This window comes from Streptomyces sp. NPDC033165, assembly GCF_055577965.1.
The window spans coordinates 45,266-62,207 of record NZ_JBVIPK010000018.1 but is presented as its reverse complement, the minus strand read 5'-3'; the positions used below and the strand labels follow the sequence as shown (position 1 = coordinate 62,207).

Here is a 16,942-nt window from a genome sequence, read left to right as displayed (position 1 = left end):
CGCTCCGTGTCGGGACAGCACAGAACCCGGCCCGGGGCAGGCCCGGACCGGGTTGTTGTGTCAGCGCGAGGTCAAGCGCCGCGGCGCTGGGACGAGGGACCGGACTGATCGTCCTGATCCTCGTCATCATCCTGGTTGTAGCGATCCGCGTACTGTGCGTACGGGTCATCTTCCTCGTCGTCGTCCTCGAACGGCTCTGCGTTCGGTGGCTGACTCGAAGGCGATGCGCCCAGCTCATTGGCCAGACGCGACAGGTCCGTCCCGCCGCTGCTGTACTTCAGCTGGCGGGCGACCTTGGTCTGCTTGGCCTTTGCCCGGCCGCGCCCCATGGCTCGACCCCCTCGGTGACGGGGCTCGACGGCCCCAGAGTCTTGACACGCGTTCATGTTTCAGGACGGACTCTCGGCAGAGAGACCGCGCCTGTAGGGCTTTAACGGTACCTGCTTCCGTGGCCATACGGTACGCCGCCCGCATCACGGTCCCCGGCACAGGGCCAGTGAGGAGCCCCGTCCTCGCTGGTCAACTGCGATTTTAACCTCTTGTGGGCGTACGACCCGCCGACCGGCGTGAGTCTTGTCTCGCCGGTCGGCGGTCCGGGGTCGCGCCCGGCTCAGCGGCCGCGCGCCTCCGCCATCCGCTGCTCGGCGATCCGGTCGGCCGCCGCGGCCGGCGGAATCCCGTCCTTCTTCGCACGTGCGAATATTTCCAGCGTGGTGTCGAAGATCTTCGCGGCCTTCGCCTTGCACCGGTCGAAGTCGAACCCGTGCAGCTCGTCGGCGACCTGGATCACGCCACCGGCGTTGACCACGTAGTCGGGTGCGTAGAGAACCGACCGGTCGGCCAGGTCCTTCTCCACGCCCGGGTGTGCGAGCTGGTTGTTGGCCGCGCCGCACACCACCTTCGCGGTGAGGACGGGCACGGTGTCGTCGTTGAGCGCGCCGCCGAGCGCGCACGGCGCGTAGACGTCCAGGCCCTCGGTACGGATGAGCGCGTCGGTGTCCGCGGCGACCGCGACCTCGGGGTGCAGGTCGGTGATCCGGCGTACCGACTCCTCGCGGACATCGGTGATCACCACGTTCGCGCCGTCCGAGAGCAGGTGCTCGACGAGGTGGTGGCCCACCTTGCCGACCCCGGCGACGCCGACCGTGCGGCCGCGCAGCGTCGGGTCGCCCCACAGGTGCTGGGCCGAGGCGCGCATGCCCTGGAAGACACCGAAGGCGGTGAGTACCGAGGAGTCGCCCGCGCCGCCGTTCTCGGGGGAGCGGCCGGTGGTCCAGCGGCACTCCCGGGCGACGACGTCCATGTCGGCGACGTACGTGCCGACGTCGCAGGCGGTGACGTAGCGGCCGCCGAGAGAGGCGACGAACCGGCCGTAGGCGAGGAGGAGTTCCTCGCTCTTGATCTGCTCCGGGTCGCCGATGATGACGGCCTTGCCGCCACCGTGGTCGAGCCCGGCCAGGGCGTTCTTGTACGACATTCCGCGCGAGAGGTTCAGCGCGTCGGCGACGGCCTCGGCCTCGGAGGCGTACGGGTAGAAGCGGGTGCCGCCGAGGGCCGGGCCCAGGGCGGTGGAGTGGAGGGCGATGACGGCCTTGAGGCCGCTGGCACGGTCCTGGCAGATCACGACCTGCTCGTGGCCACCCTGATCCGAGTGGAACAGGGTGTGCAGTACATCGACAGGCGCGCCGGTCACATCGGTCACTGTGGTGACTCCCAAATAACGAAGCGGCAGGAGGCCCTCCTGAGGGTGGGGAGGACCCCGGACCGACCGGCACGGCCGGTCCGATGGGCAAGAGCGTAAGTCCTCCGGCGGCGCGGATCTGCCCCCGTGCGGAGGATCACCCCCTGGGGGTGTACGGCCGTGACACGATGCGCTGCATGTCGGTGGTGTCTTCGGTGCTCGTCCCTTACGCGTCCTACCTCCGGATCTACGAGCCGCTCGCCGCGTTCGCCGAGCCCGAGCGAAGTCACTGGGCGCGCTACGCGCAGCGTGCGGACCTTCCCACGGCCCAGGACGAACTGCGCCGCTCGCTGGCCGACTTGGTGCCGACGCCGCCGGTGGGCGTGCCCGTGCACGAGAGCGGCGACGCGTTCGTGGCGGAGCTGGACGGGGCGGTGTGCGTCTGCCCGTGGCGCACCCGGCTGCGGGGCTGGCTTGCCCTGGAGGGGCTGGAGGAGCAGGGGGGAGTGTTTCCGGCCAACGTGCTGGACGCCCTGCTGCCGTCGGTGGTGCGCGGCCAGGCGAGGGCGGACCACGAGCGCTGGCAGGCCCGGCACCCGGACGCGCGGCCGTGGATCCGCACCACGGTGTGGCAGGTCCCGGTGCGCTGGTTCGTCCTCTTCCACGACGAGGAGCGGGAGTACGCGGCGGCGGACGGTGAGGGCGCCGGCCCTGTTCTGCGCTACCGCACCCCGATGGTGGAGGCCCGGCGGCGGCTGGCGCGGGCGCTGCGCACGCTGCGCGAGAGCGTCGCCGAGGGCCCGCTGACCGAGGGCCTGGTGGATGTGGGCCGCTGGCTGGAGGAGTTCCATCCGCGCTCGCTGGTCGAGCTCGACTACGGCGGCCTGGTGCACGCGCTGCCGGCGGAGCAGCTGGACGCGGACCGGTCGGCGGCCGATGTGGCGGAGGGGCTCGCCGCGCTCCGGGACGGTGACAGCGAGGCGGCGGGCGCGGCCTACGCGCGGCTGGCGGAGCGCTGGCGGGCGGTCCGGGACCGCCAGTTCACCAATTGACGTGAAAAGACCCACAGCGGCATCAACGTGATGGAACCGGGGCATCCTTCGTCCAGGACGAAAGGCAGAGGACGCCGACCGAAGGGAGGAGGCAGAACTGACGGGCTGTGAACCGGTGGCCCGTGTGATGCGTGAGGTCTCATGGGACGAGTGGGGCGGGAGCGTACGTCGCTGGGCGCAGGACCTACGTCCCGAACCGGGCCTTTGTCTCAAGCGTGATGGACAGCACTTACGGGGCCCTTGCGCCCATCCCTACTCCTCATGCCAAAATAGGACAAGGAGTCCGGGGAGGGCTCCTTCTGTCCAAGTAAGAGCAGAATGCTCAGCATTGCACTCTATGGGGGGTCTGACGACTCCTGATCGCTCTGTGACTGATCGTCACTGTGGCGTGACTGTCCGCTATGGCATGGTCCATCGGCTTCCGTCGCTGATGAACACCTGGGAGGGCAATTCCATCGGTTTGGCCGACGTGGCTGGACGGATGGTGTAGTTGTAGTGCCGAGGACAAGCCGTTCGTCCTATAACCGACTCGGCCCGCGTCCGCCATTTCGGGCAACGCGGGTCAAGGTGCAGAATTTAGAGGAAAGAACCGAGAAGGTTCGGTTCTCCCGAGGAGGCCGCTCATGACCGCTCGCACCCCTGATGCCGAGCCGCTGCTGACCCCGGCTGAGGTTGCCACGATGTTCCGCGTGGACCCGAAGACGGTCACCCGTTGGGCCAAGGCTGGCAAGCTCACGTCCATCCGCACGCTCGGTGGACATCGCCGGTACCGCGAGGCAGAGGTCCGCGCACTGCTTGCGGGTATTCCGCAGCAGCGCAGCGAGGCCTGACACACCCCTGCCGCGCAAGCAGCACAGCAGTAACGCAGTACAGCAGCACCATCGGGCAGCTCCCGGGTCCCCCAACCCCAGCCGCCCGCCCATAGCTCCACTCGACGGACGCCTGCCCCAACGGGCGTCATACCTGTGTTCTGCGGGTGCGTCGTATCGATCGCGCTGGACTCCGCCGGGTCCAGCGCGATCTTTTTTGTGCCCTCTGCCCGCGCTCTCCGCGGGGCTCCTCGGAACCGGGCGGTCGGTCGGCTTCAGGAGGTCGGCGGGGGTGTTCGTGGGCCTGTGAGCGGGTCTGTGCGGGAGTGTGGGTGAGCGTCCCGGACGCGGTGGGACAGCCCCGGACGGAACGGTCCTCGTGCACCTGCCCCCCCCCGTGCAATTGCACATATTAAATTCACCAGTTGTAGGGGAGGCGTAAAATCCCCCGGTCTGAAAACTGTTTCGGTGACTACCGTCACACCGCGCGATGCTTGCCAACTACGAGCCTGCCACGGTCCGAACGCGGAATCACCCGGCCGATGGTCATGTCGCGGAGGGCCTTTCGGCCCTGCCCCCGTCCCTGCCCCCGTCCCCGCGGTCGTCCGGCTGCCCGGCGGCCTCCTGAGGGGCGTCGGAGGGGCTGGTGGGCCCGCTCCGCCCGCCGGGGTCCCCGGGGTCCATGGCGAGGCGCAGCAGGCGGTGGCAGACCGCGCAGTGCCGGGTGAGGTGGCGATAGCCGGAAGCGGCCGCCAGATGGGCGCGCAGCAGCGCGCGGGTCTCGTGTCGTGCTGTGGACGCGGACATACGAGCCACCTCCCGGTGGGCCCGGCCGTCCCCCGCCGTCTGAAGCGCCGAGGAACGCCGAGAAACAGGGACAGCCTCTGCTTCTACGGGGTACCCGCGGCAGGTGCCGCCGTCAAGACGCGGGGCACGACGCGAGAAAGCCCGGATCGAAACGATCCGGGCTTTCTCTACTGCGGTCCTGACGGGATTTGAACCCGCGGCCTCCACCTTGACAGGGTGGCGAGCACTCCAAACTGCTCCACAGGACCAGGTTTTCGCTGCTTGCCGTGCGGCTTGCTGCGAAACCAGACTGTACAGGAGGGATGAGGTCCAGGTCGACTTCACTCCTGGTGGTGACTCCGTCACCGCCCCGCGGCCCGCGGGGCGGTGACGGAGTCAGGGCGCCGCGGCGTCGATGGCCTTCACGATCCGCTTGTCCGAGACGGGGAACGCGGTGCCCAGGGCGTGGGCGAAGTAGCTGACCCGCAGCTCCTCGATCATCCAGCGGATGTCCAGGACCTCCTGCGGCACCGGGCGGCCCTGCGGGAGCTGTTCGAGCAGCCAGGCGTACTCGTCCTGCATCTCGTGGACCTTCGCCATCCGCGTGGTGTCCCGCTGCACGGCCGTCGGCATCTGCTGGAGCCGCCGGTCGGCCGCCACGAGGTAGCGCATCAGGTCCGGCAGCCGGCGCAGACCGGTGGCCGTAACGAAACCGGACGGTACGAGTCGGGCCAGTTGGTCGCGTACGTCGGTGACGTTGGCGACCAGCGTCAGGCTGTTCGTGGACTTCAGCCGGCGCTCGCAGGCCTGCCAGGCGGCCAGGATCTGCTGCACCTGGTCGATCGTGCGGACGGTCAGGTCCACGAGATCGGCGCGGACCTTGTCGTACAGCGTCCGGAACGCCTTCTCGTCCCACGCCGGGCCCCCGTGCGCGGCGATCAGCCGGTCGGCGGCGGCGGTGGCGCAGTCCTCGAAGAGGGCCTGCACCGAGCCGTGCGGATTGCGGGAGAGGGCCAGCTTCTGCTGGTTGGTGAGCCGGTCCGAGGCGAACTTCGCGGGGTGCACCGGGATGTTCAGCATGATCAGCCGCCGGGTGCCGCGCCACATGGCCTGCTGCTGCTCGGCCTCGGTGTCGAAGAGGCGTACGGCGACGGTGTCGCCCTGGTCGACGAGCGCCGGGTAGGCCTTCACCGGCTGCCCCGCCCGCCGGGTCTCGAAGACCTTGTTCAGCGTGCCGATCGTCCAGTCCGTGAGGCCCGAACGCTCGATGGACTCGCCCGAGGGCCCCGCGGTCGCCGCGGCGGCCTTGGAGAGCGCCTGGCGGGCCTTCGGGCGGAGCTGGAGCTTCAGCGCCTCCAGGTCCTTGTCCTCGGCGACCTTGCGCCGCCGCTCGTCGACGATGCGGAACGTGATCTTCAGGTGGTCCGGGACCCGGGAGAGGTCGAAGTCGTCGGCCGTGACCGGAACCCCGACCATCCGCTGGAGCTCACGCGCCAGGGTGACCGGAAGCGGCTCCTGGAGCGGGACGGCCCGGTCCAGGAACTTCTCCGCGTAGTTCGGCGCGGGGACGTAGTGGCGGCGGATCGGCTTCGGCAGCGAGCGGATCAGCTCGGTGACGACCTCCTCGCGCAGCCCCGGGATCTGCCAGTCGAAGCCCTCGGAGGTGACCTGGTTGAGCACCTGGAGCGGCACGTGAACGGTCACGCCGTCCGCGTCCGCGCCGGGCTCGAACTGGTAGGTCACCTTGAACTTGAGCTTCCCCTGCCGCCAGGAGTCCGGGTAGTCGTCCTTGGTGACCGCCCCGGCCTTCTCGTTGATCAGCATGGAGCGCTCGAAGTCGAGGGCGTCCGGCTCCTCGCGCTTCTTGTGCTTCCACCAGGAGTCGAAGTGCGCCCCGGACACGATGTGTTCGGGAATCCGCTGGTCGTAGAAGTCGAACAGCGTCTCGTCGTCCACGAGGATGTCGCGACGTCGGGCGCGGTGCTCCAACTCCTCGACCTCGCCGAGCAGTTTGCGGTTGTCGTGGAAGAACTGGTGGTGCGTGCGCCAGTCGCCCTCGACCAGGGCGTTGCGGATGAACAGGTCCCGCGAGGCCTCCTGGTCGATACGTCCGAAATTGACCTTGCGCTGGGCGATGATCGGCACCCCGTAGAGCGTGACCCGCTCGTAGGCCATCACCGCCGCCTGGTCCTTCTCCCAGTGCGGCTCGCTGTACGTGCGCTTCAGCAGGTGCTGGGCCAGCGGCTCGATCCACTCGGGCTCGACCTTGGCGTTGACCCGCGCCCACAGCCGGGAGGTCTCCACGAGCTCCGCCGACATCACGAACCGGGGCTGCTTCTTGAACAGCGCCGATCCCGGGAAGATCGCGAACTTGGCGCTGCGCGCGCCCAGGTACTCGTTCTTCTCGGTGTCCTTCAGCCCGATGTGCGACAGCAGTCCGGCCAGCAGCGAGGTGTGCACCGCCTGCTCGGGAACGCCCTCGTCGGCCTTGGGCTCCTCGACGGTGATGCCCATCTGCCTGGCCACCGTACGCAGCTGCGCGTAGATGTCCTGCCACTCGCGGATGCGCAGGAAGTTCAGGTACTCCTGCTTGCACATCCGGCGGAACGAGGACGAGCCGCGCTCCTTCTGCTGCTCGCGGACGTAACGCCACAGGTTCAGATACGCCAGGAAGTCGGACGTCTCGTCCTTGAACCGCGCGTGCTGCTGGTCGGCCTGCGTCTGCTTCTCCGAGGGCCGCTCGCGCGGGTCCTGGATGGAGAGCGCGGCGGCGATGACCATGACCTCGCGGGCGCAGCCGTTGCGGTCGGCCTCGATGACCATGCGGGCCAGGCGCGGGTCGACGGGGAGCTGGGAGAGCTTGCGGCCCAGCGGGGTGAGCCGCTTCTTCGGATCCTTCTCCGCCGGATCCAGCGCCCCGAGCTCCTGGAGGAGCTGCACGCCGTCGCGGATGTTGCGGTGGTCCGGCGGGTCGATGAACGGGAACTTCTCGATGTCGCCGAGCCCGGCGGCGGTCATCTGGAGGATGACGGAGGCCAGGTTGGTCCGCAGGATCTCCGGGTCGGTGAACTCCGGCCGGGTGACGAAGTCGTCCTCGGAGTAGAGCCGGATGCAGATGCCGTCCGACGTACGGCCGCAGCGGCCCTTGCGCTGATTGGCGCTGGCCTGGGAGATCCGCTCGATCGGCAGCCGCTGGACCTTGGTGCGGTGGCTGTAGCGGGAGATACGGGCGTTGCCCGGGTCGATCACGTACTTGATGCCGGGGACGGTCAGCGAGGTCTCGGCGACGTTCGTGGCGAGGACGATGCGGCGTCCTGTGTGGCGCTGGAAGACGCGGTGCTGCTCGGCGTGCGAGAGGCGTGCGTAGAGGGGGAGCACCTCGGTATGTCTGAGGTTGCGCTTGTTCAGCGCGTCCGCCGTGTCCCGGATCTCTCGCTCACCGGAGAGGAAGACCAGGACATCGCCCGGGGCCTCGTGGCCCAGCTCGTCGACGGCGTCGCAGATCGCTGTGATCTGGTCCCGGTCGGAGTCCGCTGTGTCTTCGTCGGCCCCCTCCAGCAGTGGCCGGTAGCGGACCTCCACCGGATACGTCCGCCCGCTGACCTCCACGATCGGCGCCTCGCCGAAGTGGCGCGCGAACCGCTCCGGGTCGATCGTCGCCGAGGTGATGACGACCTTCAGGTCGGGGCGGCGGGGCAGCAGCCGGGCCAGATAGCCGAGCAGGAAGTCGATGTTCAGCGACCGCTCGTGGGCCTCGTCGATGATGATCGTGTCGTACGCCAGCAGCTCGCGGTCCGTCTGGATCTCGGCGAGCAGGATGCCGTCCGTCATCAGCTTCAGATACGTCGACTCCGGGTTCACCTGGTCGGTGAAGCGCACCTTCCAGCCGACGGTCTCGCCCAGCGGCGTCTTCAGCTCGTCCGCGACGCGCTCCGCGACCGTACGGGCGGCGATCCGGCGGGGCTGGGTGTGCCCGATCATGCCCCGCACCCCGCGCCCCAGCTCCATACAGATCTTGGGGATCTGCGTGGTCTTCCCGGACCCGGTCTCACCGGCGACGATCACGACCTGGTGGTCGCGTATCGCCTCCAGGATCTCGTCCTTCTTCTGGCTGACCGGCAGCTCTTCCGGATACGAGAGGGCGGGCAGCCGGGCCGCGCGGGCCGCGAGCCGTTCGGCCGCCTTGCCCGACTCTGCCGCGATCTCGTCCAGCACGGACTGGCGGGCCTCGGGCTTGCGGATGCGGCGCGCCCCTTCGAGGCGCCGGCCGAGCCGGTTCGCGTCGCGGAGCGAGAGCTGTGCGAGCTGGGACTGGAGATCGGCAAAGGAAGTAGACATACGAGCTCCAGGATCTCACCCGGGCCCGGGGAGTGGCGACCTCATTTCGCGCGGACCGCGTCACGCGGCACGTACCATTTCGGGCAGTCGAACGCTCAGCCCACCCCGCTCCTGGCGCGAGAAAGGTCCGGTCCCGTGTCCCGTAGACAGTGGTGGAGCCTGGCGGCGCTGCTCGCGGTCGTCGTGGGGCTGCTGTGCGGGCCGGTGGGGGCGGTATCGGCGGCGGAGAACGCGGGGGGAACCGGGGGAACCGGGGGAACCGGGGGAGCAGTCAGGGCGACGGCCGCTCCGGCCGACGCCACGGCTGCGACCACTGCCAGGGCCGACGCCACGGCTGCGACCACTGCCAGGGCCGACGCCACGGCTACGACCACTGCCAGGGCCGACGCCACGGCCTCTGCCGACGCCACGGCCTCTGCCGACGCCACGGCCTCTGCCGACGCCACGGCCTCTGCCTTCGCCACGGCCTCTGCGGTGACCCATGCGCTGGAGGTCGGCGACCCCGACCCAGGCATTCCGGGCTGTGGGAAGTTGCCGGACCACGACAGCGAGCCCGCCGTTCCCTCCCGGGCTCGTGCCGCGTACGACCAGGCGCCCGGCCTCGCCGCGTGGGGGCCGCCCGTCGCGACGGGCGCGCCGGAGGCAGAGCCGCCGGGGATACGGGCTCGTGCCCCGGTCCCGTACACACCGACCCCGGTCGAACTCTCCGTGCTGCGGGTGTAGGCCCGCCCCGCGCCCTTTCCCTCTCCTTCCGCACCATCAGCACGGAGTGCCGCATGCCCACGCCCAGCAACGCCAAGTCCGCCAAGTCCGCGAAGTCCGCGAAGCCGACGACCTCCCGCAAGCCCCTGCTCTACGGCGCGGTGGTCGTCCTCGCCGCCGGTCTTCTCGGGTTCGCCTCCTACAAGGCCACCTCCCCCGACGACTCCTCCCGTGACACCGCCGCCACCCCGGCCGCCGAGGCCTCCGCCGACCCGGGCGAGGGCATCTACCCGGAGCTCGCCAAGCTCGCCCGCCGTGACGCGGACGACAAGCTGGCCGTCGGCCGCGCGGACGCCCCCGTCGTCCTGATCGAGTACGCCGACTTCAAGTGCGGGTACTGCGGAAAGTTCGCCCGGGACACCGAGCCAGAGCTGATCGAGAAGTACGTGAAGGACGGAACGCTCCGCATCGAGTGGCGCAACTTCCCGATCTTCGGCGAGGAGTCCGAGAACGCCGCGCGCGGCGCCTGGGCCGCCGGGCAGCAGGAACGCTTCTGGGAATTCCACCGGGCCGCCTACGCCGAAGGGGCGAAGGAGAAGGGCTTCGGCAAGGAGCGGGTCAAGGCGCTCGCGGAGGAGGCCGGGGTGGAGGACCTCGACCGCTTCATGAAGGACCTCGACGGCAAGGCGGCCCGCGAGGCGGTCGCGAAGGACCAGGAGCAGGCGTACGGGATCGGAGCCACGTCCACCCCGTCGTTCCTGATCAACGGCCGTCCGATCGCGGGCGCGCAGCCGCAGGAGACGTTCACGCAGGCCATCGAGGCGGCTGCCGAGCAGGCGAAGTCCACGGCGGGGGCCGGAAGCGACAAGGACGCCGGCAAGGGTCCCGACGACTCCGGCAAGGACGCCGGCAAGGGTTCCGACAAGTGACCTCGGACATCGGATACTTCGCGGCCTTCCTCGGCGGGCTGCTCGCCCTGATCAGCCCGTGCAGCGCCCTGCTGCTGCCCGCCTTCTTCGCGTACTCCATCGACTCCACCTCCCGCCTGCTGGCCCGTACCGGCATCTTCTACGCCGGGCTCGCCACCACCCTCGTCCCGCTCGGCGCCGCCGGTTCGTACGCGGGCCGGCTCTTCTACGGCCACCGGGACGCCCTGGTGACGGGCGCGGGCTGGTTGATCATCGCGCTCGGGGCGGCGCAGATCGTCGGCCTCGGCTTCGCCTCCCGGCGCATGGCGGCGCTCAGCGGCCAAATCCGCCCCACCACCGCGTTCTCGGTCTACGCCCTGGGCGCGGTCTACGGTCTGGCCGGATTCTGCGCGGGCCCGATCCTCGGCAGTGTGCTGACCGTGGCGGCGGTCAGCGGCAGCCCGGTCTACGGGGGGCTGCTGCTGGCGGTGTACGCGCTGGGCATGGCGGCCCCGCTCTTCGTGCTCGCCCTGCTCTGGGAGCGCTTCGACCTCGGCCGCCGCGCCTGGCTGCGCGGCCGCACCGTCCGGCTGGGCCGGTTCGAGCTGCACACCACGTCGCTGCTCTCGGGCCTGTTCTTCATCGGCCTGGGGGCGCTCTTCCTCGCGTACGACGGGACGACGGCGCTGCCCGGCCTGCTGGGCGTCGACGACTCGTTCGCGGTCGAGCAGTGGGCGCAGAAGCTGGGCGAGCGGGTGCCGGACGCGGTGCTGCTGGGGGTCGTGGTGCTCGTGGTGCTGCTGGCTCTCGGTGTGCGGGCCTGGCGGCGGCGCGAGGCGGACGTACCCGCGGAGGAGTCCGAGAAGGTGTGACACGGCGAAGGCCCCGTCCGGTGGACGGGGCCTTCGAGTGGTGGCTGGGGCCGGGATCGAACCGGCGACCTATCGCTTTTCAGGCGATCGCTCGTACCAACTGAGCTACCCAGCCACGCAGCCGCTGGGGCTGCAAGCGGTCCTGACGGGATTTGAACCCGCGGCCTCCACCTTGACAGGGTGGCGAGCACTCCAAACTGCTCCACAGGACCAAGCAATGTGCGAAACAAGTCTCGCACACGGTGAAACGTGCCCCCAACGGGATTCGAACCCGTGCTACCGCCTTGAAAGGGCGGCGTCCTGGGCCACTAGACGATGAGGGCTATTGGCCCGCCGGTTCGCTTTGCAGCGCGTCGGGGACGAGAGAAGCATATGGGATGGGTGGAGCTATCGCCAAAACGGTTTACGGCGAGGGGGTCGGCCGCGTCGGGGAGCCGGTCGGGGAGGGGCCGGAGGGCGACGGCGGGGCGGGCGACGTGGGGGCGGGGGCCTTCAGGTTCTCCTCGGGAAGATGGCGGCTGACCTCGGCGGTCGTCAGGCCGAGACCGCCCAGCGTGATCTCGTCCCAGGCCTGGAGCCGGCGGCTGGCGCGGTCCATGTAGAGCACCGACGCGTGCACCTTCTCCGGCTTCTCCTTCTCCACGGCGCGCAGCCCGCCGCCGCCCGTGGAGCCCTCGACCTTCAGCCGTGTGCCGAGCTCCAGCTGTTCGTTGATCCGGCGGTGGAGGTGGCCGGACAGCACCAGCGGGACCGTGCCGTCGGTCTCCCGGGCGGTGTTCGGGTCGTGGGCGACGGCGATGTCGACCGGGGTGCCGGCCCGCTTCTGGTCGCGCAGCGCGGAGGCCAGGCGCGCGCCCTCCAGCTGGGCGGCCGCCTTGCCGCCGACCGGGGCGGTCCGGTTCGGGGTGAAGGAGATGTCGCCGGTGCCCGCGATCCGCAGCCCGCCCACGTTCACCGCCTTCCCGTCGTCGAGGACGTGCACGTTCTCGAACTTCTCCAGATAGGCCTGCGTGACGAGGGAGTCGTGGTTGCCGCGCACCCACACGTAGGGCGCGCCGAGGTCGCGGATCGGGTCGAGGAAGCTGTTCTCCGCGGAGGAGCCGTGGTCCATCGTGTCGCCGGAGTCGACGATGACGTCGATCTCGTACTGCTCGACGAGCGAGGTGATGATGTGCCAGGCGGCCGGGTTGAGGTGGATGTCGGAGACATGCAGGACCCGGATGGTGCCGGGGTCGGGCCGGTAGACGGGGAGCGTGGAGGTCGCGTCGTACAGCTTGGTGACGTTGGTGACCAGGCGGGCCAGTTCCTGCTGGTAGATGTCGAACTCGGTGACGATCGACCGGGCGTCGCCGACGACGGACGGGGCGCTGGAGAGCAGCCCGGAGAACTTCGGCTCCAGGACGGACTTCGGGTTCCAGGTGGCGTACGCGCTGACACCGGACGCGGCCAGCAGGGTGAGCGCGAGCCCGCCGGCGGCCAGGGCGCGGCGGGGGCGGCGGTAGACGACGAGGCCGAGCGCGGTCGCTCCGGAGACGACCGCGACACAGGAGCGCACGGCGAGCTCCCGGGTGCCGGCGGCGACGTCCCGGGTGACCTCGTCCTGGAGACCGGAGAACCGTTCCGGCTGGTCCACCAGGACCTGGGAGCGCTCGGGGTCGAGCCGGTCCACGTCCACGTCCAGCCGGAGCGGCGCGACGTGCGAGTCCAGCTCCAGGGCCCCGAGCGGCGCCACGTTGATCTTGCTGCCGCCGGAGAGGGAGGGGCGCAGGGTCATGTTGGTGTCCATGGGGCCGACCGGCGTACGGATGGACCCCACGGCGAGCAGCCCGAGCCAGGCGCCCAGCACGACGACGGCGAGCATGCCGAGCGCGCGGAGGTAGGGGTGCTGGGCGGGTCCGGTCGGATCGCCGGGGGCGGCCGTGCGGGGACGGGGGCGGGGGGCGAAGCGGGACTTCGGGCGGCGGACGAGCAGGCTGAGGCGGTGCCGTACGCGTTCGGCTGCGGCACGGAACGGGACGCGGACCATTGGGCCCCTATGCCCCGTTACCGCCTCGTCCATGCCGGGCACCGGCCGGGCGTCCGCCGGGCGAGGGGGCGGGCGAGGGGGCGGGAAGCCGCCGCGGGCTGCCCGCGGCGGCTCGTCGTACGCGACAATGGCGGCGTGCTGGAGATGACGCGCGAACAGTTCGAGGAGCTGGTGAGCCAGGCTCTGGACCGGATTCCGCCGGAGCTGACACGGCTGATGGACAACGTGGCGGTCTTCGTCGAGGACGAACCGGACCCCGGCGACCCCGACCTGCTCGGGCTGTACGAGGGCACCCCCCTCACCGATCGCGGTGAGTGGTACGCCGGGGTGCTGCCGGACCGGATCACCATCTACCGGGGGCCGACGCTGCGGATGTGCGAGTCGCAGGAGGACGTCGTCGCGGAGACCGAGATCACCGTGGTCCACGAGATCGCCCACCACTTCGGCATCGACGACGAGCGGCTGCACGCGCTGGGCTACGGGTGAGTGAGCAGCCGCCGGACGAGCCGCCGGAGCCCTGACCGCCTGCCCCCCCCCCGCAGGACCGGGTGCTCGCGGCGGTGGCACCGGCGGGCGGCGCGCTCGGAGCCCTTGTCCGCTCCGGGGCCCTGGCGCTCCGGCCGGGAGGGAACGGCTTCCGGCGGGCGGTGTTCGCGGTCGACGTGTCCGGCGGCGCCCTCATCGGCGTAGGGGGAGCGCGGCGGTAGGGGCGGGTGCGGGAGTCAGGAAGGGGCGGGCCCGGAGGGGGCGGGGCGGTCGGTGCTGGTGCGGGCGTAGGAGGGACGCGGCGGGGGCCGCTTCGGCGGGGGCCGGGCGGGCGGGTGGTGTTCCGGGCGTGTCTCCGGCGGGGTCGGGGGAGTTGGGCACGGTGCGTCGCCGTATCGCGTACGGCTCACTTCGCTCCTGCCCGTACTCCCCGCTCTCCGCTCCTGCTCCTTGCTCCCGCTCTCCGTTCCCGCCCCCTCGCCCCGGAGGTGCCCCTGTGCGCCATTTGTCCGTCCCTGTCCGCTGGGCAGCCGTCACCGCGTTGACGATCGCCGCGTCCACCGGCTGTATGAGCGTCGGTGACGGCGACGAGGGTGCCCGGCCGGGCCCCTCGCGGTCCGCCGGTTCGAAGGGGTCGGCCGCCGACCCGGCCGGGGACGCGGTTCCCGGCTCCGGACAGTCCGGGGGGCGGGCGGGCGACCCCCACCCGCACTCGGACCGGAAGTCCCCCGACGGCACCCCGAGCCCGGACGCGTCCGAGGGCGAGGAGGCGTCGGGGGCCCCGAAGGAGCCGCTCCCCGAGCCCGGCGCCCCGCAGCCCAGCCGAGGGGGTCACGCCCCGACGCCGACGCCCTCGACTCCGGGGCCGGGGGAGCCGCCGCCGGAGAGCCCGGAGCCGCCCGCCCCGCCGGTGCCCGACCCGGACCCGGAACCGGACCCGGAGCCCGAGCCGGAGCCCACCGACCCCCCGGAGCCGCCGCCCTCGGCCTCGCCCGCCGCACAGCACCGCACCCATGCGATGAGCGGACCGGACGATGCCGCCTCGCGGCGGACGCCGGAGGCATCACCGCAGGTGGGGCCGGTGTAGCCGGGGTCACAGGGAGGGCGGTTTGCGCAATGTGGGTGAGAGTGCGTATGGTGGTAGATCGTTTGATCCCATTGCCCGGCGCCGACACAGAAGAGCGCCGTGTGGCGCGTACTCTCCCTTGCCGTGGCTGGACCGCATTGAGGCGGTCGAAATTGCGAATCACGGAGTTATGGGCGCGTGCCGAGACTCCGGAAGGTTTCGCATTTCGCATGTCAATTTCCAGTTCTGACCGCACCGTCATGCCCGAGAACATCGACAACGCCGAGCTCACCGAGCTCGTCGAGGCCGCTGTGACCGAGGCCCCCGCAGGCACCACCGCCCCGGCCGCCGAGGCCGAGGCCGAGGCCGTGCCGGCCGCCGACGCGACCGCCCTGACCGCCGACGCCGAGAAGGCCGCCGACGCGACCGCCGACGCCGAGAAGGCCGGGGCGGACGCCGAGCCGACCGTCACCTTCGGCGACCTGGGCCTGCCCGAGGGCATCGTCCGCAAGCTCGCGCAGAACGGTGTCACCACGCCCTTCCCGATCCAGGCGGCGACCATCCCGGACGCCCTGGCCGGCAAGGACATCCTCGGCCGTGGCCGTACGGGCTCCGGCAAGACGCTCTCCTTCGGTCTGCCGACCCTGGCCGCCCTGGCCGGTGGCCACACCGAGAAGAAGAAGCCCCGCGCGGTCATCCTCACCCCGACCCGTGAGCTCGCCATGCAGGTCGCGGACGCGCTCCAGCCGTACGGCGACGTGCTCGGCCTCAAGATGAAGGTCGTCTGCGGCGGTACGTCGATGGGCAACCAGATCTACGCGCTGGAGCGCGGTGTCGACGTCCTCGTCGCCACCCCGGGCCGTCTGCGCGACATCATCAACCGCGGCGCCTGCTCCCTGGAGAACGTCCAGGTCGCCGTCCTCGACGAGGCCGACCAGATGTCGGACCTGGGCTTCCTGCCCGAGGTCACCGAGCTGCTCGACCAGATCCCCGGTGGCGGCCAGCGGATGCTCTTCTCCGCCACCATGGAGAACGAGATCGGCACGCTGGTCAAGCGCTACCTCTCCAACCCGGTCACGCACGAGGTCGACAGCGCCCAGGGCAACGTCACGACCATGTCGCACCACGTCCTCGTCGTGAAGCCGAAGGACAAGGCGCCGGTCACGGCCGCCATCGCCGCCCGCAAGGGCCGCACGATCATCTTCGTCCGCACCCAGCTGGGCGCCGACCGCATCGCCGAGCAGCTCATCGAGTCCGGCGTGAAGGCCGACGCGCTGCACGGCGGCATGACCCAGGGCGCCCGTACGCGGGTCCTGGAGGACTTCAAGAAGGGTTACGTCAACGCGCTCGTCGCGACCGACGTGGCCGCCCGCGGTATCCACGTGGACGGCATCGACCTGGTTCTGAACGTGGACCCGGCCGGTGACCACAAGGACTACCTGCACCGCTCGGGCCGTACCGCCCGAGCCGGCAAGTCCGGTGTCGTCGTCTCGCTGGCGCTCCCGCACCAGCGTCGCCAGATCTTCCGCCTGATGGAGGACGCGGGCGTCGACGCCTCGCGCCACATCGTCCAGGGCGCGGGCGTCTTCGAGCCGGAGGTCGCCGAGATCACCGGCGCCCGCTCGCTCACCGAGGTCCAGGCCGACTCCGCGAACAACGCGGCCAAGCAGGCCGAGCGCGAGGCCGCCGACCTGACGAAGCAGCTGGAGCGCGTCCAGCGCCGCGCCGTCGAGCTGCGCGAGGAGGCCGACCGCCTGGTCGCCCGTGCCGCGCGCGAGCGGGGCGAGGACCCCGAGGCGGCGGTGGCCGAGGTGGCCGCCGAGGCCGAGGCCGCCCTCGTGGCAGCCGTCTCCGTACCGGAGCAGCCGGCCGCCCGCGACGAGCAGCGCCGCGACGAGCGGGGCAACTACGAGCGCCGTGACAACCGCGGCGGCGACCGTGGCGGCTACCGCGGCAACGACCGCCGCGACGACCGCCCGTCGTTCAACCGCGACCGCCGTGACGACCGTGGTGGCCGTTCCTTCGAGCGCCGCGACAACGACCGTCCCTCCTTCAACCGTGACCGTCGTGACGACCGTCCCTCGGGCGGCTTCCGCTCCGGCGGCAACGACCGCCGCGATGACCGTGGTGGCCGTTCCTTCGAGCGCCGCGACAACGACCGTCCCTCCTTCAACCGTGACCGTCGTGACGACCGTCCCTCGGGCGGCTTCCGCTCC

13 protein-coding genes and 4 tRNA genes are annotated in these 16,942 nt (G+C 70.9%); 8 read left to right on the top strand and 9 right to left on the bottom strand.

The annotated features are described in order from the left end of the window. Window positions 1-71: 71 nt before the first annotated feature. Both ACZ5WC_RS29965 and ACZ5WC_RS29960 read right to left on the bottom strand, forming a co-directional pair. Entirely contained in the window at window positions 72-329 is a 258-nt protein-coding gene (locus tag ACZ5WC_RS29965) for a DUF3073 domain-containing protein (RefSeq protein WP_007447468.1), read from the bottom strand. Between the two features lie 281 nt (window positions 330-610). Beyond that, window positions 611-1,702, bottom strand: coding sequence for a Leu/Phe/Val dehydrogenase (locus ACZ5WC_RS29960; RefSeq protein WP_468543742.1), 1,092 nt, complete (start codon window positions 1,700-1,702; stop codon window positions 611-613). Between the two features lie 176 nt (window positions 1,703-1,878). Here ACZ5WC_RS29960 and ACZ5WC_RS29955 point away from each other — a divergent pair, with 176 nt between their 5' ends. Next, complete coding sequence (locus tag ACZ5WC_RS29955; RefSeq protein WP_468543741.1) at window positions 1,879-2,733, top strand: DUF8083 family protein; 855 nt, start codon at window positions 1,879-1,881, stop codon at window positions 2,731-2,733. A 623-nt stretch (window positions 2,734-3,356) separates the two neighbouring features. Further along, window positions 3,357-3,563: a developmental transcriptional regulator BldC gene (gene bldC / locus ACZ5WC_RS29950; RefSeq protein ID WP_003949541.1), complete on the top strand. Its 207-nt coding sequence runs from the start codon at window positions 3,357-3,359 to the stop codon at window positions 3,561-3,563. 525 nt (window positions 3,564-4,088) lie between these two features. On the opposite strand, the gene ACZ5WC_RS29945 is transcribed toward bldC, so the two are convergent. The 3 genes from ACZ5WC_RS29945 to hrpA all read right to left on the bottom strand — a co-directional run bounded on the left by ACZ5WC_RS29945 (window position 4,089) and on the right by hrpA (window position 8,666). Continuing rightward, window positions 4,089-4,349, bottom strand: coding sequence for a DUF6274 family protein (locus tag ACZ5WC_RS29945; protein WP_468543740.1), 261 nt, complete (start codon window positions 4,347-4,349; stop codon window positions 4,089-4,091). A gap of 173 nt (window positions 4,350-4,522) precedes the next feature. Then, window positions 4,523-4,597 (bottom strand) — tRNA-Asp (locus ACZ5WC_RS29940). A gap of 127 nt (window positions 4,598-4,724) precedes the next feature. Further along, window positions 4,725-8,666, bottom strand: coding sequence for an ATP-dependent RNA helicase HrpA (gene hrpA, locus ACZ5WC_RS29935; protein ID WP_468543739.1), 3,942 nt, complete (start codon window positions 8,664-8,666; stop codon window positions 4,725-4,727). Between the two features lie 135 nt (window positions 8,667-8,801). Here hrpA and ACZ5WC_RS29930 point away from each other — a divergent pair, with 135 nt between their 5' ends. Genes ACZ5WC_RS29930 through ACZ5WC_RS29920 form a run of 3 tightly spaced genes read left to right on the top strand, consistent with a single transcriptional unit; the run spans window position 8,802 to window position 11,148 of the window. Next, a complete protein-coding gene (locus ACZ5WC_RS29930) occupies window positions 8,802-9,389 on the top strand; it encodes a hypothetical protein (RefSeq protein ID WP_468543738.1) in 588 nt (195 codons plus the stop codon). Window positions 9,390-9,442: 53 nt separating this feature from the next. Beyond that, entirely contained in the window at window positions 9,443-10,297 is an 855-nt protein-coding gene (locus ACZ5WC_RS29925; RefSeq protein WP_468543737.1) for a DsbA family protein, read from the top strand. Beyond that, window positions 10,294-11,148, top strand: coding sequence for a cytochrome c biogenesis CcdA family protein (locus ACZ5WC_RS29920; RefSeq protein ID WP_468543736.1), 855 nt, complete (start codon window positions 10,294-10,296; stop codon window positions 11,146-11,148). The genes ACZ5WC_RS29925 and ACZ5WC_RS29920 overlap by 4 nt, the downstream gene beginning before the upstream one ends. A 38-nt stretch (window positions 11,149-11,186) precedes the next feature. On the opposite strand, the gene ACZ5WC_RS29915 is transcribed toward ACZ5WC_RS29920, so the two are convergent. The 4 genes from ACZ5WC_RS29915 to ACZ5WC_RS29900 all read right to left on the bottom strand — a co-directional run bounded on the left by ACZ5WC_RS29915 (window position 11,187) and on the right by ACZ5WC_RS29900 (window position 13,174). Beyond that, window positions 11,187-11,263 (bottom strand) — tRNA-Phe (locus tag ACZ5WC_RS29915). A gap of 22 nt (window positions 11,264-11,285) precedes the next feature. After that, window positions 11,286-11,360, bottom strand: a tRNA-Asp gene (locus ACZ5WC_RS29910). Between the two features lie 38 nt (window positions 11,361-11,398). Then, window positions 11,399-11,471, bottom strand: a tRNA-Glu gene (locus ACZ5WC_RS29905). Between the two features lie 80 nt (window positions 11,472-11,551). Beyond that, window positions 11,552-13,174 carry a metallophosphoesterase family protein gene (locus ACZ5WC_RS29900; protein WP_468543735.1) on the bottom strand — a complete coding sequence of 541 codons (1,623 nt, stop codon included), beginning with the start codon at window positions 13,172-13,174 and terminating at the stop codon, window positions 11,552-11,554. Window positions 13,175-13,309: 135 nt separating this feature from the next. Here ACZ5WC_RS29900 and ACZ5WC_RS29895 point away from each other — a divergent pair, with 135 nt between their 5' ends. The 3 genes from ACZ5WC_RS29895 to ACZ5WC_RS29885 all read left to right on the top strand — a co-directional run. Beyond that, window positions 13,310-13,660: a metallopeptidase family protein gene (locus ACZ5WC_RS29895; RefSeq protein ID WP_468543734.1), complete on the top strand. Its 351-nt coding sequence runs from the start codon at window positions 13,310-13,312 to the stop codon at window positions 13,658-13,660. A 496-nt stretch (window positions 13,661-14,156) separates the two neighbouring features. Next, the gene (locus ACZ5WC_RS29890; RefSeq protein WP_468543733.1) at window positions 14,157-14,747 is read left to right on the top strand and encodes a hypothetical protein; all 591 of its coding nucleotides are present in this window, start codon (window positions 14,157-14,159) and stop codon (window positions 14,745-14,747) included. 239 nt (window positions 14,748-14,986) lie between these two features. Next, window positions 14,987-16,942, top strand: a 1,956-nt coding sequence (locus ACZ5WC_RS29885; RefSeq protein ID WP_468543732.1) for a DEAD/DEAH box helicase, incomplete at its 3' end; no start/stop codon positions are given.

Bases quoted from the DNA above. Each gene is read 5' to 3' on its own strand.
- ACZ5WC_RS29955 (WP_468543741.1), top strand. From the start codon at position 1,879: ATGTCGGTGGTGTCTTCGGTGCTCGTCCCTTACGCGTCCTACCTCCGG.
- hrpA (WP_468543739.1), bottom strand. From the start codon at position 8,666: ATGTCTACTTCCTTTGCCGATCTCCAGTCCCAGCTCGCACAGCTCTCG.
- ACZ5WC_RS29925 (WP_468543737.1), top strand. From the start codon at position 9,443: ATGCCCACGCCCAGCAACGCCAAGTCCGCCAAGTCCGCGAAGTCCGCG.
- ACZ5WC_RS29965 (WP_007447468.1), bottom strand. From the start codon at position 329: ATGGGGCGCGGCCGGGCAAAGGCCAAGCAGACCAAGGTCGCCCGCCAG.
- ACZ5WC_RS29900 (WP_468543735.1), bottom strand. From the start codon at position 13,174: ATGGTCCGCGTCCCGTTCCGTGCCGCAGCCGAACGCGTACGGCACCGC.
- bldC (WP_003949541.1), top strand. From the start codon at position 3,357: ATGACCGCTCGCACCCCTGATGCCGAGCCGCTGCTGACCCCGGCTGAG.
- ACZ5WC_RS29945 (WP_468543740.1), bottom strand. From the start codon at position 4,349: ATGTCCGCGTCCACAGCACGACACGAGACCCGCGCGCTGCTGCGCGCC.